Raw genomic sequence first — 16,174 nt, forward strand, 5'->3', positions numbered from 1 at the left:
CGTGCACTGTCGCTGGGACGTATCAGGTGTTGTCGTACCGAGCTCAGGCCCGGCGCCGAGCACGCTTCGCCGCGAATGCTCCGCCGCCGATCACGACGAGTAGTGCGAGGCCGCCCAAGGTCGGCCACAGCCAGTTGCTGCTGCCCTCGTCCAAGGACTCCTCGGCGGCGGAAGTCCCCTTGCCGTCCGAGGCCGCCTCCTTCGCGGGCTGCGACGGCGCGGCGGGCGTGGAGGCGTCATACTTCGAGCCGCCGTCATCGGAACCGGCACCGGCGGTCTTCTTGTTGGTGATGGGGTCGACGTCCGCGGGCCCGGGATTCCCCTCGCCCTTCACGACATTGCGGGCCGGCCGGATCAGCCCGTAGCCGAGGTAGTCACTCGGCTCGTCCTTCGGCCAGTCGCGGCCGGCGGTGTCGATGAGGACACGGAGGACCTGGTTGGCGGTCCAGTCGGGGTGCTTGGACCAGACGAGGGCGGCGGAGGCGGAGGCGATGGCGGTGGCGGCGCTGGTGCCGCCGCCACCTTCGTCGCAGTAGGAGCGGAAGGTCTCGTCGCACCAGCGGGGGATGTCGAGGCCGGGGGCAGCGAGGTCGACGTACTCTCCGAATTCGGAGAATTTGGCGACCTTGCCGGAACGATCGGCCGCGGAGACCCCCACAACCTCTGGATACGCCGCTGGATACCCTACGAAGTTCTTTGTCTGCGCATCGTTACCGACGCCGGCAAACAGCAACTTTCCTTTGGAAAAAGCGTACTTCACCGCAGCCCTTTCGGCCTGGGACATAAAGTCGCTACCGAAGGACATATTGATGATCCGCGCGTCGCTGTCGGCTGCAGCTCGGATGGCAGCGGGGGTGTCGCCCAGTTCCTTGCCCAGTTCTTCACCCGTCGTGGTGCGGACGGGAATAATCTCGGCGTCCGGAGCCAATCCCTTCAGCCCTCCAGCGCGACCGGAACCTGCGATGAGCTCAGCCATGGTCGTGCCATGGCCCTCATAGTCGTCCTCGGCACCGCCCGCCTTGCCAGTGACGTCTTTGCCGGGCAGCACACGGCCCTTCAAAGAGGGAGTCACCCTTACGCCGGAATCGACGACGGCCACTTTGACGCCCTTACCAGTGCTGACTTTCCACAGCTTCTCAGCACTCATCGCGTCCAAGTACCACTGCTTGGACTGGGCATCGGCACTGCTGGCGGCCGGAGCCAAGCCCAACGCCAGCAGGGTCAGCGCACACATGGCAGAGCCAACGGTGGCGACTCTTCGCCCAGCACAACGTGAAAGCGGCGCCTCACGGGGCCGTCCATTGAACCCTGCCTCCATGCCCTGCACGCCCTCGCTCACAACTAGTCGATCACTGGTGGTACATGTCGCCGCACGGCAGGCAGGTGCGTCTCTTCGTCCTCAACTGCGTAATTGGCCCGCTGTGCGTCGCGCCCCTCCCCGCGGCCCGGATCACGCCGGCGGTCGCCCGAAGGCCCTCGCACGAGGCCGGCACCACCGGCCGAGAATCCGTCCCTGCGGCCTGCTGCCGTAGAAACGGGACCCTTTGCGTTCCCAACGACGCCTCCGGGGCTTCCCGGAATGCGACGCTGGCTCCCCCCGGCGGACCCAGCCGCCCCGGACAGAGGGCTTGACACAGGCCGACCTCCCACCACTCCCCGGGTCTGCCCCGCTCCGGTGCTGTGCGGAACGCCAGAATCGCGACCTGATGTCGCCAAGGGCCTCGGGGTGCCGCCGGTGACGCTGCGACCCATGGGTGGCTGTCCAGACCCCGATGGCCCACTAGGACTCCGCCCTTGGGCCATCGGGCCTGTGCGTTGGACCGGCGCGGTGTCGCCGCGGCCGATGCTTTCGTGTACTCCTTTCGGGCCCTCTGCGCCCGTCCGGCCCTGAGCCGGCACGGGGTGCTTAACACCTCCCCGGGGCCCAGGCGTGCGGCTCGTGAGGCCATTGGTGGTCGGATTGGAACGGCCCGCGCTCAGCGGAGGCCCCCCGTCGTTCGGCGTCGGGCCAGACGTCGTGGGTTGCGGCCCCGGCGCCGGGCTCGTGTCCTGCGGGGGCAATGTATGGACACTGTCGAGTTCCGTGCCCACAGGACGTTCCGAGGAAGCCATGGGGGGAAGCACTTCGTGGCGCGACGGCGAGGGTGCGGTCGACGAACCGACTTCGCCCGACGCTTCCGTGTTTCCCGGAGTACGCGTGCTCTGGTCCACCCCGCCCGTGAAGGAACTGGGCGCTTGAGCGCTCTCGCCAGACGCGACGGAGGGCTGCTGTCCGCCTTCACCCACACCCGGCGAGAGTCGTGCAGGGGGCGGAAGACCCACCTCAGGCATCGCCGAGAACGTAGGCGGCTCCTGGCTCGCCATCCCCTCCTGCGACACCAGGTAGAACGACGCCAACCGGTTCATCTGGTTGATCGCCTCTTGACGGTGCTTCTCGGCCTTGACGGCGGCACCGTACTCCTCGTTCCCCTCGACCCGCTTCGGGGAGGGAATGTCCTCCAGAGACTTCGGGTCGGCACGGTTGTCCCGGGGCGGCATGGAGGCGCGTACGGACGCCAACCCCGCACCCGCCGACTCCATGTGCGAGCCCGCAGCGGCAGCGAAGTCGGACAGCTTGTGTGTGTCCTTGACCAGGTTCTTGCCCCACTTGCGAAACGCCTCGCCCGCTTCGCCCTCCCAGTCGACCCGGTCGATGTGCTCTCCGAGCTCCCGGGCGGCAGCGGCGATCGCGTTCCGCGCACCCTGCAGCGCCTTGCCGGCGCTCTCCATGTCCTCCGGTTTGGCCTGGTCGACCAGGTCGATCATGTCGTTGAGACGGTGTCCTTCGAAACCCACTAGGACCACCCTGCATCGGACTTGTCGCTGCCGTGGCCGCCCTGCGGGTCCGGCTTGCCGCCGCGTTCGCGGCCGTCCGGCAGTTCCTCGCGGCCGACCCTGGTCTGGATCGCCCAGAAGCGCTGCCTCAGGTCCTCTTCCAGGTTGTCGAAGCCGACGTCGGCGCCATGCACCGCGATCCCCATGGCGTCAATCTGCTCGCCCAGCATCTTGGAGAGCGAGGTCAGCCGCTCGTGGACCTGGTCGTACTGCGAGTACAGCCCGTCGGCCTCGGGAAAGGGGCTCCCTGTGCCGCTGAAGGACCCCCGGGAGACCTTCTGCGCACCGACCTTCGACGCACTGCCCGCTGAGCCTTCGAACTCTGTGAGAAGCGTGTTGATGCGCCGCCGGAACGTCTTCAACGCTTCCAGGCCGCGCTTGACATCAGCGCCTGACGACGGCGCGGTACCCCCGTGCCCGTCCGTAGGAAGCACCAGGCCTTCCCTCCCCGTTACCTGCCCGCCCGACCCTCTCGTGATCGCAGCGTGACTGGTGGTCACTTATCGCGCCCGTGTCACTCTAGTCACACACGGTGTGCGGACCAACTTCGTTACCTGCTACGCCGGTTGACATCAAGCCACGAGGAGCCACTCGCATGGCGCCCACAGGCTCCCGGAAGCCGCAAATATGGCCCCCGAGGGCTCCTCTTGCGCCACCCGTTCGATCTTCGGTCGAACAACCCGGTTGCCTGGCAGGCGAGTTGCTAGGTTGCTCCGGAAGCTGTCATCCGGGGGAGACGTATCCGGCTACGGGGAAGGGACTCGCGCATGGCGTGGGATGAGTGGGAGCAGCTGAAGTCCCAGGCAGCGGAGCGTCAGTCGACGCATATGCAGCTGAACCAAGTCGAACCTGGTACGGGGGGCAGCACCGCGCCCGACCCCGCCTCGTACGGTGACCTGCGAGTCGCCCAAGCCGACCTGGCGAAGATCGGCGATCACGCTTTCAAGCTTTACGACCGCCTCTGGAAAGAGGCCCGGGTAGCCGTCCCCAGCAGTGACAAGGCGGCAGGCGACCTCACGGGGCAGGGCTTCGCACTGGGCGCCGGGCTCCAGCATGCGTCAACGCGCTGGGACGAGCAGCTCAAGTCTCTCCGGGACGCGTGTGCGCACATCGCCAACCACATGCAGGTCACCAAGAAGTTGCATGCCGGCGACGAGCACTACATCCGGCGTCAGATGAGCAGCATCGACATGCTCGACGCGGGCTTCGACGAACGGGTCGGTGAACCCGGAAAAGACAATCCGATTTACGGGCCGCCGAGTAAGAAGAAGGATGACTGATGGACCTCGACGCCCTCCGCTTCGCGAACTTCAAGCTGCTCGATGAGGCTGTCAGCGACTGGTCGAGGATGGTCGACAACCTCGACGACCTCAAGGAATCCGCCGGCAAAGGGCTTGCAGGTGCGGCTAAGAAGGCCAACTGGGCAGGATACAACGCCACCGTCTCGCGAGAGTTCATCGGCAAAACGGCTGCGGAGTTCGAAGACGCCCTCACCCAGGCCAGGACCACCTGGAAGATCCTCAGGGATACGCGCGATGAGCTGCGAAAGCACAGCGAAGAGCTGGTCCGCGTCATCGCAGCCGGTTTGAAGAAGAACTTGACGGTCAAGCCGACCAGTGGTGGTGGCTTCACCGTTTCCATGAACGTTCATCCCGATCGTGCCGCGAAGGGAAGTTCAGTTCCGGACCACGGCCAGCGTGATGTCGACGCTCTGCGTGACGACGTTCAGAGGATCCTGGACAAGGCCACGGAGAGCGACACCTCCGCGAGCATGGTGCTGCAGGCCATCGCGGACCAGAGCACGCTCGGGTTCTCCGGCGCCAGTTACAGCGACAGAGACGGTGCGGTAGCGGCCGTCAAGGAAGCCGATGCGCTGTCCAAGTTGGCAAAGAAGAACCCATCCGACCTGAGCGTCGCGGAGTTCGACCGGCTCAATGCCAGTCTCAAGAAGTACGCGGACGACGGTCTCTTCTCCGAGCGGTTTGCGACCAATCTCGGCGCGAAGGGAACGTTGGAGTTCTGGGCCAATATCAATGACCCGAACGCGAATCCTCAGCTGAACCACGCGAGGCATGAGAAGTTCGACGACCTCCAGAAGAACCTGAGCCTGACGTTGGCCACTGCTACCCAAAGCGACTCCCTCGGCATGACCGAATGGACGAGCAAGGTGGTGGACCTCGGAAACCGGCCCATTGGGAACAGCGGGCCTGCGGGTTTCCAAGTGATGAGCAACCTCATGCGTTGGGGCGACTTCGACGACCAGTTCTTGACTGATTACGGTTCCAAGTTGATTGAGACCGAAAAGAAGCTGACGGGCAATGGTGAAGGTGCGGCCTGGAGACGCACCGGGACGGATCTGCACCTCAACCGTACAGGTAGCGACACCGGGTGGGACCCGATGACCGGATACTTGAAGGGTCTGTCGAGCAGCCCTGATGCGGCTACGTCCTTCTTCAATTCCGAGTTCATCTCGAAGGGTGACGCAGGAAACCCCTTCGAGCGTGAGGTGGACGGAAAAAGTCAGCCTGCATCTCTGTCTAATTTTCAGTATCTTTTCGAAGAACGGGAATGGCCTGCGGAGACGAACAGCAAGGGGGAAAGCAGCGATACCGGGCGCAACAATCTGGCCCTTGCTCTCGAGGCAGCCGCCACAGGGCACCCTGCGGGCGAGATGCCGACAGCAGATACGCCCCCACACAATGCAGAGCAGGCGAAGCTCGTGGAGAGTATTTTCTCTTCGGTGTCCAGAGATTCCAACCGCCTGACTGACAATGGATACATGTCGGACAGTATGGGTCAGATCGCAGCCGAGTATATGCCTGACATCCATCGCGGGCTGCATCCCGGCACCATTGGCGAAAAGGACTTGTTCCCTGTCGTCGGCTCTTCGGCGCAGCTGGGGGAAGCCGACATCACGCGATTCCTGTATACCGTCGGCAGAAACCCCGAGGGTTACGCAGCCGTGAACCTGGGACAGCACAGCTACACCGCCTCCATTATGGAGTATCACTTCAAGAATCCGGGTGAATACATCAATGACCCAGACTTCACGCAATCCGACAACTTGAAGAAGACGATCGAAGACATCGCGCGTGTCGGTGGAGAGATCGAAGGCACTATCGGCGCGGGGCGGGCTTATGAAGCTGAATTGGAAGCCGGCGCGAAGGACAGTGACTACAACAAGGTCATGGAGAAGGTCGGCACGTGGGGAGGCACAGCGGTTGGCATCGGAATCGGGCTCGGTACGGCACCACTCATAGGTCCGGGCGGGGTCGTCGTAGGGGGTGTCACCGGAACTGCGGCGGATCAGATCATCGGCTCCCTCGTGGACGGAGCAATGAAGGACAGCTCTGGCGAGGTGCTCTATCGAAACGGGCAAGAACTGAACGGAACTCGCGACTCCACGTATCGCCTCATCGAAGAGTCCGCGAAGGCGGCCGGCGAAAGGTCGAAGAACTCTTCACCTCACATCGTTGTTGCCGCCAGCGCTGCCGCCGAACAAGGGTTCGGCAACGCGCATACCAACATCAAGGACTACATCGAGGGTCAAGGCATTCCAGGGAAACTCGGATAGGGAGCTCAAATACGTGACCACCATCCCCAAGCGATATCTCATCCCCGGCACGTTGGCAATCACGGTCGGCCTGACTGTAGGCATCGTCTACCTGGCGAGCACGCCCCAAGCAGATAATTCCAACACTGTCCGATCCTCCGATTCCTGCAATTTGCTGAAGACCGACGAGGCCGTTTCCGCACTGAATGAGGTGCTCCCTGATCGATCCGCGTATGCATTCGATGAAGAGCCCGTTAGAATCCATTCGACAGAAGCCAGCGACAGCTTCACAACCAGTTGCTTCGTTCGCGGTGACCACGACCTGCTCCTCAGCGCCAGGGCGCGCATGATGATCGCCGAGCCGCACAAGGCGTGGGAAAGCACAATCTTCGAAGGAGAAGCCGACAAAGAAGAGCGGGTGACACCCTTCGAAGCGGGTGTCCGAGGGGTGACGTCCCCCGACAAGGCGGCAGCCTTTGTGCCGTGCGTACCCAAAGGGAAGATTCCTGGTGGAAACTATAACCTCAGCGTAGTTGTGGACTTGAAACAGCGCGGAGATGTCAGCGAGGCCCAGGCGCGGGACAGCCTCATCGACTTGGCGGTCAGTGCCTCCAAGCACGCACACAAAGCAGCCAAGTGCACACTGCCATCAAGAGCCTAGGTCGCCCGCAGGGCGGTTTCTCTTCCGCGAGTGAAGTTCACGCAGACCGACGGCCCCTGCGCCGCGCATCCCGCACAGCCACCCCCACCCCGCCGAGCCCCGCCACCGCGACCACCACCCCCACCACGGCGTACGTGGCCAGGCGGGCCGTTCGTTCTTCGGTGGTCTCACCGAGGTGGAGTTTCGCGGGAGTCGGGGCGTCCGCGCGGATTACGTCTTCCTGTGGCGTCGGGGATTCGAGTGGGTGGCCGTCCTCAGTCAGGGCGCGCACCGGGTCCGCGATGCCCCAGCCGACCAAGCGGTCGTGGCCCGGTACCGAGCGTTCCGCTGTTTGTTGGATTTGGGTTGTGATCTGACGTGGAGTCCAGGTGGGGTGCTTGGATTTGATGAGGGCGGCCAGGGCGGCGACGTACGGGGCCGCGAAGCTTGTGCCGCTGTCGGCGCAGTGGCCGCCGCCCGGGACCGTGGAGATCATGTCGACCCCCGGGGCCGCCACGTCGACGAAGTCGCCGGACTGGGAGAAGGCGGCTCGTTCGTTGTTGCGGTCCGAGGCCGCCACCGCGAGCACGCCCTCGTAGGACGCCGGATAGGTCTTCTTGATGTTGCCGCCCAAGCCGTCGTTGCCTGCTGAGGCGACGACGACCACTTGCTGCGTGAGCGCCCTGTCCACCGCCCGCTTCAGTTCCGGTGCGGGCGTCGCCGCGTTGGCGGTGTCCTGGGAGATGTTGATGACGTCCGCCCCGGCGTCGACCGCGTGGTCGATGCCTTTGGCGAGTGTGGTCGCGGTGCCGTGGCCCTCAGCGTCGTTCTGCGTGATCGGGATGATCGTCGCGTCGGGTGCGAGGCCCACGAAACCGGTGCCCTTGGCTGGGCGTGCCGCGATGATGCCCGCCACGCGGGTGCCGTGACCGACCCCGTCCGTCGTGCCGTTCGCCTTGCCTCGATCGATCTTCTCTCCCTTGTCGTCCCTGGTGGGGAGGAAGTTGCGGCCGCGGGACACGTCCACCGCGGGCTTCAACTGCGGGTTCTTGGTGTCCACACCTGTGTCGATCACCGCTACGCGCATCCCCTTGCCCGTCGACTGGAGCCACAGTTCGTCCAGGAGCACGCGTTGCAGGGACCAGGGGCGCCCCTCGTAGGCCTTCGAGGGGAACGTGCATTGTCCGGACGACGACGGATCGGCGTCGGCCGGCGTCGGTGTCGCCATTGCGAAAGTCAGGGCAGCCGTGACCGCCCCGGCCGCCTTTCTCGTACCGCGGGAGAGCGCAATGGAAGCGTTCGTCATGTCAACGTCCCCTCATGCCTCAGGAGCCCTGCGGCTGCCGTGCCGCGGCCGTCGACAGTCGTGGCCCGGTGGGCAGGAACTTGGACCAGGCCGCGGGGATCGGTGTCACGTCCGTGTCCCCGTACCCGAGCCGTGTCTGGGCTTGCTGCGCCTCCTGCTGTTGCTGCTCGCGCTGCTTCGCGGAGGTGCCGATGCCTGCGTCGTCGGTCGCGCTGTCGCTGTTGGACTGCATCGCGTACCGGAGGCCCGTGTCGGTGACCAGGAAAACGCCGCCGGCCTTCGTCTCGGAGCCGAGGAACTGCCGGTAGAGCTGGCCCGAGCCGGGCGTGACGTACGCGCTGGACGAGCCGGTCGGAAGCGGGGCCGGGAAGTCGGTGCCTGCCCAGGTGCTGAGCGTCGTCGCGCCGTCGTCGGTGTCGACGTCGCGCAGGACGTTGCACACGGTGTTGCGGCTCCCACGCGTGGTGGACGCTTCGTTGGCGGTCCTCGGCTCCTCGCGCGGCCACCTGTACTCCGCTCCGAACTCCTTCGTCCCGGGGGTGAAGGCCGCGGCGCTCAGTTGCCGGGCCCGGCCGTTCTGTCCGAGGGTGACCAGGTCGGGGCTGCTGAGGAGGAGTTTCGCGGTGAAGTCGGAGACCGGGGCGATCCGCCCGGGAAGAACCACGTAGTGCTGGGGACCTTCGCCGTCCGTCGCTTTGAGGATCATGCCGACCTTGTCAGCCACGCGGTCCTGCAGGCCCGGCACCTTCGCATCCGCACCCGGAGGGCCGTCGATCTCGGGGAAGGCGATCGCGTCTCGGGGGAGCAGAGTGTCGAGCCACTGTTTGGAGACCCCCTGCGGCTCACGACCGGACCCCACGAGGACGCGCAGCAGGAGTCCACGCTCCTCCCTCTCCGAGATCCGGTACGCCCGGCCGTGGGCGTCGACCACGTAGCGTGTCTTGTCCGGGCCCACGACGTACAACAGCTCACCGCCCCGCAGACGTGCACGGCCCTCGGTCCTGTTCCGGTCACGCTCCCCGAGGACGAACGCCGCTTTCTGAATGCTGCTGCCGCCCTCGACCGGGCGCTCACAGACAGCCCAGCGTTTGGCGGAGCCGGCCTCCGATGCCGAGGGCAGCCGGTCGGGGGCGTACGGGATGCCGATGGTGGCGCCGTGCGGGATCGTGCCCTTGTCGAGCACGGACTCGTCGACGTTGATGACCTCACCCTTGCCGGAGTCGAGCAGGAGCTTCGCCGACGCCATGTTGAGGACCGGGTGCAGTTGGGCTTTGCCGCGGGTCTTCAGGATGACGTAACGGGTCGTCGAGTCGCTCGCGATGATGACGTGTTCCTTGGGCGTGTCCCAGCCGGGCTTGGCCGTCGGCCGGAACATCCCCCACGCACCGAAGACCGCCAGAACGATCACCGCGACGATGAGGCCGGGCACCACCGCACGCAGAGGGCGAGGCGCTCCTTCCTCCGAGCCCGAGGGTGAGGGCTGGATGAACGCGGCCAGCGTGCGGCGCTTCGCGAAGATGTACGCGTTGAGTTCGTCCCGCCGTGATGCCATGCGTGTCTGGTTCTCCCCGTGAGCGACCTGAGTGGCTGCTGCTCCCCGTGCGGTGGCGGGCCGTGCCCATGCCCGCGCTCTCCGTTGTCGGACCGGGCCCCTACTATGCCTGTTGAGTAATCGCGCGTGCGGGCTGGGTGAGGTTATTGAAGTCCAAGCACCTTGCTCAAGAAGGCGGTTCGGGAGAGTTACGGGGGTGGGGCTGGTGGCTTCGACGTCGCACAGGCGGACGGGAAGACGTGCGGATCCCGCCGCTCGGACTCCGGCGCAGGCAGGCGGCAGCTTGTCGGATGCATCAGCAATGCCCGGCCCCGGCGTCATTCAACTGCGGCTGGCGGCAGGACAATTGGGCTCCCTCCGCCTGTTGCGGCTCGTTCTGCTGGAGCTCGCCGCCGCTCTGCTCGTCGCGGCCTGGATCATCGGTCCACTGGCTCTCGTCCCGGCATCCTTGGTCGCTGCGGCGTTGGTGCTGTTCGCCGTCGTACGTCGCCGCGGGCGCCCGTTGCACGAATGGCTGGGCACTGCACGGGCGTTGAAAGCCCGGCAACGCGCTTCCGTGGAGAGATCGGTGCCTCCGGGTACCGACCCCGCTTTCGCCCCAGCGGTCGAGTGTGACCCTGCCCTGCGTACGTACGCCTACAGCGGCCGGGACCGTCGTGAGGTCGGGATGGTCGGCGACGGGACGTTCGTGACCGCGATGCTGCAGGTGGAATCGGACGTGACGGCTCTGAGGGCCGATCGCGGAAGGCAGCCGCTGCCGGTGAGCCTGGTACGGGACGCGCTCGAAGTGGACGGCATCCGGCTCACGTCCGCCCAGATTGTGCTGCACACCCAACCGGCCCCCGCGCTGCACCTTCCGCAACAGTCCTTGGCCGTCAGCAACTACGCACCGCTGCAGGTCCTCACGGGGGCACCCGCGGTGCGGATCACCTGGATCGCCCTCAAGCTCGATCCTGAGCTCTGTCCCGAGGCCGTGGCAGCGCGCGGGGGCGGTCTGGCCGGTGCACAGAAGTGCGTGGTGCGTGTCGCGGACCAGCTCGCGAGTCGGCTCACGGGAGCGGGATTCCACGTGACCGTTCTGAACGAGGAAGAGGTGGCCTCCGCCATCGCGACCTCCGCCTGCGCCAACCCCTTGGTGACGTCTCAGGCCAACCGGGCCGAGGTTCCGGAGCGCAGAACCGAGGAGTCCCCGCGCGCCTGGCGGTGCGACAACCGGCGCCACACCACCTATTGGGTGGCGCGCTGGCCGCAGTTGGGCAGGTCCGGAGCGCCCGCGCTGCCTCAACTCGTGGCCCTTCTCACCGCGGTTCCGGCGCTGACCACGACCTTCAGTCTCACGCTCGGACGCGGCGCGCGGCAGGAGATCGCCTTGCGCGGCCACCTGAGGGTGACGGGACGCGGCGATGCCGAACTCGTAGCCGCGCGGCGCTCTTTGGAGCAGGCCGCCCGTCAGGCCGGGACGGGGCTGGTACGGCTGGATCGCGAACAGTTGCCGGGGATGCTCGCCACGCTGCCGCTCGGGGGTGCTCGTTGATGGCTGTCTCGACTCCTTCGGTCACGGGTTCCACGGGTGAGCCGGCCAGGAATGCATTCGCATCCGCCGTGCGAGGCGGGTTCGGGCTGATCGGTCCTCGACACAGGAGACACGCGCTCTCCGCGGACCAGGTGGACGCGCTCACGCTGCCGATCGGTGACGACGGGGTCGTGATCGGCGCGGACGCGGAGGGCCGACCCGCGACCCTTGGCGTCAACCGTCCCACTCCGTACGACATTCTCTTCATCGGTGGTCTGTGGACGGCTCAGGTCATCGCGTTGCGGGCCGCCGCGACCGGGGCGCGGGTGGCTGTGGAGACCGGGCGGGCCGGGGCCTGGGAGCCGTTGGTGCGGGCGCTCGGGGTGGGGCCGAGTGGGATGGGTGTGCATGACGTGGGGCGGGTGCCGCCCCAGGGGGCTTCCGCGGGGAGTCCGGTGCTGGTGGTGCGGGACTGCGGGATGCGGCCGCCTCGGGGGCGGGTCGTGTCCGCGCCCTGGCAGTCCGTGCTGACGGTGCTGCCCTATCTGAGTCCCGTCGCGCCTCGGCTCGTGCGGCAGGCGCGGCTGGTGGGGGTGCAGCGGGTGTCGCCGGATGAAGCGGTGCAGATCGGGCGGTTGCTGGGGCTGCCGGGCGGGGATGTCGAGTCGCTGCCGACGCTGGCCGACGGGGTGACGTTGTGGTGTGCCGACCGTGACCGGCAGTACGTGATGACGCAGGCCACCGACGCCGAGACCGGATTGTTGGGTACCGCTCGGCGGATGGATTGACTCGGCGCGGCATCCGGCAATTCGGGGCGAGGTGTCGGCCGTTGAGGGATTTGTCCGTCACGGTTTGATGTACGTGGATCGCTCCTCGGTGTGGCGTGACGCAATGGACAGCATTGGTGGGGCGGACTGCCCTGCCGTGCTGGTGGTTTTGATGATTAGGCTGGGACAGGGCGCATCGCCGGAACCCTCGAACGGGTGGTGCGCGTCCCGCAACGGGGAGAGCCAGGCGGATCGGACGACAGGAACGGTCGCCCCCCACCACGGCACGAGGGTGCTCGACCACACCAGGAGGCATTGTGAACAGCGATCGGGACGAGATCCGCGGGGGCTGGGACTCACCCGTCGATGATCAGTCCGACGCGGAGTCCGCTGCCGAGACGACGGGCGAGTTCACCATCGACTACGCGCCGCCCGCCTGGTACACGCAGAACGCTTCGGGCAGTGCGGGTGAGACGCCTTCGGCGCCGCCCGTTTCCACGCCGGCCGCCTCCGTTCCGGCTGCCCCTGCTCCGGCTGCTCCTGCTCCACCCGTTTCTGCTCCGGGGGAAGCCGCCTCGGTGGACTCCGCCCCGAAGGAATCCGCTTCGGAGGAATCCGCTTCGGAGGAATCCGCTTCGGCCGCTTCTTCTGCTTCGGAAGCTGTGGCTCCGGCCGCCTCCGCGCCGGTGCCCGCCATGCCGTCCTTCTCCGCTCCCCCGCCCCCGCCGGCGCCTGTGGGTCCGCCTTCGGGGAGCGTGCCCAGTGTCGTGCCGAAGTTGCCCCTCGGCAGTGGGTTCCAGCCTGCGGCTTCGGATCCGGATCCTGTGGAGGAGGTGGAGGAGGTCGAGGAAGTGCGGGATGTCCAGGAAGTCGAGGAGACGGGGACCGAGGGTGCGGCGAGTGCTGCGCCTTCTGATGTCTCTTCCTCTGTGCCTCCCGTGGTTTCCGGTGGTGGTGCCGCCGACTGGAGTGGGGCCGTTGCCGGGCCTGCGGCCTCCGTTCATGTGACCGGTGTCGTCCCGAAGAACGAAGTCGATGCCCTGGCCGAGGCCAAGGGCGACGGGGATGACGACGCTGCCGTTGAGCCTGTCGGGGAGAGCCTGGGCAGTGGTGACCTCGAAAGTGGCGCCACCATGCGGTTCTCCGCTCGCGCCCTCAAGCAGGAGATCGAGGAGCGGGCTGCCGCTGCCGAGGCTTCGGGGGGCTCGGAGGTCTCGGAGGTCTCGGAGGATCCGGAGGCTTCTGCGGGTGCGGGTGCGGGTGGTTCCGTTTCCGGTGGTGACGTCGATGTTGATGAGTCCGGTAAGTCCGGTGAAGCGCAGGGTGAGGGGCGGGATTCCGGCACTGATGCGAGTGCTGACGGTGACTCCGGTCCCGTAGCGGAAGATGTCGTTCCGCAGGACGCCGTGCCTTCCGCCTGGCCTCCGCCGCCCTCGCCGCAGGATGTGCTTCCGCCGTTGCCGCCCGCGTTCCAGCCCGCGGCTCCGACGTCCGCGCCGCAGTGGCCCGCGCCCACGACGCCTCCGCCGGCCACGCAGGCTGCTCCCTACCCCGCGCCGGGCCAGCCGCAGGCTCCACAGCCGGCGCCCGGGGCCTGGCCGACCTCCACGCCCGCCCCTGTGACCGCGCCCGCGCCTGAACCCGCGCCCGCGCCCGCCACTCCGCAGGGTGGGTACGGGTTCCCCCAGTCCGCTCCGGTTGCCCCGGCCGCCCCCGAGGCGCAGGCACCCCCTGCGCCTCCGACGGGTTACGGCTTCCCGCAGGCTGCCGCTGCCGCACCTGCCCCGGTCGCCCCCGCTCCAGCTCCCGCCCCCCAGCCACAGGCTCCCCCTGCGCCCCAGACCGGTTACGGATTCCCGCAGCCGCCCGCGCCGCAGGGGCAGCAGCCCGTTCAACCGGGGCAGCCCTTCCCGGGGCAGCAGTTCCCCGTCCAGCAGCCGGCGCCGGGGCAGCAGTCCGTTCCGCCTCAGCAGCCGCAGGCATTTCAGGGGCAGGCCCAGCCTCCGGTGCAACCCCAGCCTCCGGTTCAGCCCCAGGCACCCCAGCCCCAGGCACCCCAGCCGCAGGCCCCTCAGATCCCCCACCAGGAACAGCCGGGACAGCCGGGGCACCCCGGGCAGCCGCCCGTCGACCCCCGTACCGGTGCCGCCTGGCCGCAGGCCGTCCGGCACGATCAGCGGGAGCGCACCAACCCGGGTGCCCCGCTCGGTTACACCGCCGCGGTCGAGCTGTCCTCCGACCGGCTGCTGCGCAACACCAGGACGAAGCCCAAGAGCAGCCGGCCCACCGGTGGCGGTTCGCGGTTCAGGCTGGGCGGCAAGAAGGAAGAGGCCGAGCGGCAGCGCAAGCTGGAGCTCATCCGGACGCCTGTGCTGTCCTGCTACCGGATCGCCGTCATCAGCCTCAAGGGCGGTGTCGGCAAGACGACCACGACCACCGCCCTGGGGTCCACGCTCGCCACCGAGCGGCAGGACAAGATCCTCGCGATCGACGCCAACCCCGACGCCGGTACGCTCGGCCGGCGCGTGCGGCGCGAGACCGGAGCCACGATCCGTGACCTCGTCCAGGCGATCCCCTACATCAACTCGTACATGGACATCCGGCGCTTCACCTCGCAGGCGCCGTCCGGACTTGAGATCATCGCCAACGACGTCGACCCGGCCGTGTCGACCACCTTCAACGACGAGGACTACCGGCGCGCGATCGACGTACTGGGGAAGCAGTACCCGATCATCCTGACCGACTCCGGTACGGGGCTGCTCTACAGCGCCATGCGTGGGGTCCTCGACCTCGCCGATCAGCTGATCATCATCTCCACGCCGTCCGTGGACGGCGCGAGCAGCGCCTCGACGACGCTCGACTGGCTGTCCGCGCACGGGTACGCCGATCTCGTCTCGCGGTCCCTCACCGTCATCTCCGGTGTGCGCGAGACCGGCAAGATGATCAAGGTCGACGACATCGTGTCGCACTTCGAGACGCGGTGCCGTGGCGTTGTCGTCATCCCCTTCGACGAGCATCTCGCCGCCGGTGCCGAGGTCGATCTCGACATGATGCGGCCGAAGGTGCGGGAGGCGTACTTCAATCTCTCGGCGATGGTGGCCGAGGACTTCGTGCGGGCCCAGCAGCAGCAGGGGTTGTGGACGTCGGACGGGAATCCGCCGCCGCACATGGCTCCGCCGATGCCCGGTCAGCAGGTGCCGGGGGCGCAGGCGCCCGTACAGCAAGCGCCCGCCCCGCAAGGGCAGCCCCAGCCGTACGCTCCCCCGCAGCCGCAGCCGCAACCCCAGCCCGGCCATCAGCCCTACCCGCAACAGCCGGGGGCCCCGCAGGGCTGGCAGGCCCAGCAGGCCCAGCCGCCCCAGCAGGCCCAGCCGCCGCACCAGGCCCAGCCGCCCCAGCAAGTGCCGTCACCCCACCAGCCACAGGCGCAGCCACAGCCACAGGACGGACAGGCGCCGCCGCCCGCGCAGCCCGGCGCGCCGTTCCAGCCGGGGGCGCCCTTCCAGCAGCCGCCGCCTCCGCAGCAGTAGGCTCGTCAGCCTCTCAGTGGGCCCGCACCGTTCCTCGGTGCGGGCCCACTCGGCGTACCGCCCCCGTTCGCCGCATCCCGCACCGTGCGCTGTGCCCACCCGTTCCGCCGTGCGGAACGCCTGCCCACAGCGGAGGGATGCCACAGGCGAGACCGCCGGCACCACAACCAACAGGCCGCCCACAGCCCCGCAGGCACCCGTGCGGAACCGTTGGCCTCCTCACCAGCCCCTCCCTCCGTCGCCACCCCCTCACCAGCCAGGCGTCAGTGGTCTTGACCAATGCGGATGAAATCCCGGTCAACTCGTTATTTCCGCAGGCCACATGGGGTTCACCCGCCGTTGACGCGTGCAGACTGGCGCTGGTAGACACACAGCAACCAGCTGACGTTCCTTGATCCACCAGCGTGTAGCCAGCCATCCCTGCGCGAGCGATGACGCG

10 protein-coding genes are annotated in these 16,174 nt (G+C 67.4%); 6 read left to right on the top strand and 4 right to left on the bottom strand.

What is annotated here, in order from left to right; genetic code table 11:
- Positions 1-43: 43 nt before the first annotated feature.
- Both AB0H82_RS18825 and AB0H82_RS18830 read right to left on the bottom strand, forming a co-directional pair.
- Positions 44-1,234: a S8 family serine peptidase gene (locus AB0H82_RS18825; protein WP_362994052.1), complete on the bottom strand. Its 1,191-nt coding sequence runs from the start codon at positions 1,232-1,234 to the stop codon at positions 44-46.
- 1,600 nt (positions 1,235-2,834) lie between these two features.
- The gene (locus tag AB0H82_RS18830; protein WP_362994054.1) at positions 2,835-3,308 is read right to left on the bottom strand and encodes a hypothetical protein; all 474 of its coding nucleotides are present in this window, start codon (positions 3,306-3,308) and stop codon (positions 2,835-2,837) included.
- Positions 3,309-3,641: 333 nt separating this feature from the next.
- Here AB0H82_RS18830 and AB0H82_RS18835 point away from each other — a divergent pair, with 333 nt between their 5' ends.
- Genes AB0H82_RS18835 through AB0H82_RS18845 form a run of 3 tightly spaced genes read left to right on the top strand, consistent with a single transcriptional unit; the run spans position 3,642 to position 7,088 of the window.
- Entirely contained in the window at positions 3,642-4,154 is a 513-nt protein-coding gene (locus AB0H82_RS18835; RefSeq protein ID WP_362994056.1) for a hypothetical protein, read from the top strand.
- Entirely contained in the window at positions 4,154-6,448 is a 2,295-nt protein-coding gene (locus AB0H82_RS18840; protein WP_362994058.1) for a hypothetical protein, read from the top strand. Before AB0H82_RS18835 ends, AB0H82_RS18840 begins: the two co-directional genes overlap by 1 nt.
- 13 nt (positions 6,449-6,461) lie before the next feature.
- Entirely contained in the window at positions 6,462-7,088 is a 627-nt protein-coding gene (locus AB0H82_RS18845; protein ID WP_362994060.1) for a hypothetical protein, read from the top strand.
- A 37-nt stretch (positions 7,089-7,125) separates the two neighbouring features.
- On the opposite strand, the gene mycP is transcribed toward AB0H82_RS18845, so the two are convergent.
- Together mycP and eccB are read right to left on the bottom strand one after the other, a co-directional pair.
- Positions 7,126-8,295 carry a type VII secretion-associated serine protease mycosin gene (gene mycP / locus AB0H82_RS18850; protein WP_362994062.1) on the bottom strand — a complete coding sequence of 390 codons (1,170 nt, stop codon included), beginning with the start codon at positions 8,293-8,295 and terminating at the stop codon, positions 7,126-7,128.
- A gap of 97 nt (positions 8,296-8,392) precedes the next feature.
- Positions 8,393-9,925 carry a type VII secretion protein EccB gene (eccB, locus tag AB0H82_RS18855; protein ID WP_362994064.1) on the bottom strand — a complete coding sequence of 511 codons (1,533 nt, stop codon included), beginning with the start codon at positions 9,923-9,925 and terminating at the stop codon, positions 8,393-8,395.
- A gap of 301 nt (positions 9,926-10,226) precedes the next feature.
- On the opposite strand from eccB, the gene eccE reads away from it, so the two are divergent.
- The 3 genes from eccE to AB0H82_RS18870 all read left to right on the top strand — a co-directional run bounded on the left by eccE (position 10,227) and on the right by AB0H82_RS18870 (position 15,735).
- Positions 10,227-11,459, top strand: coding sequence for a type VII secretion protein EccE (gene eccE / locus AB0H82_RS18860; RefSeq protein WP_362994066.1), 1,233 nt, complete (start codon positions 10,227-10,229; stop codon positions 11,457-11,459).
- A complete protein-coding gene (locus AB0H82_RS18865) occupies positions 11,459-12,226 on the top strand; it encodes a hypothetical protein (RefSeq protein WP_362994068.1) in 768 nt (255 codons plus the stop codon). Before eccE ends, AB0H82_RS18865 begins: the two co-directional genes overlap by 1 nt.
- 296 nt (positions 12,227-12,522) lie before the next feature.
- A complete protein-coding gene (locus AB0H82_RS18870) occupies positions 12,523-15,735 on the top strand; it encodes an SCO5717 family growth-regulating ATPase (protein ID WP_362994069.1) in 3,213 nt (1,070 codons plus the stop codon).
- Positions 15,736-16,174 lie beyond the last annotated feature (439 nt).

It is taken from the genome of Streptomyces sp. NPDC050732, assembly GCF_040654255.1.
In the GTDB taxonomy this organism is placed as follows: domain Bacteria; phylum Actinomycetota; class Actinomycetes; order Streptomycetales; family Streptomycetaceae; genus Streptomyces.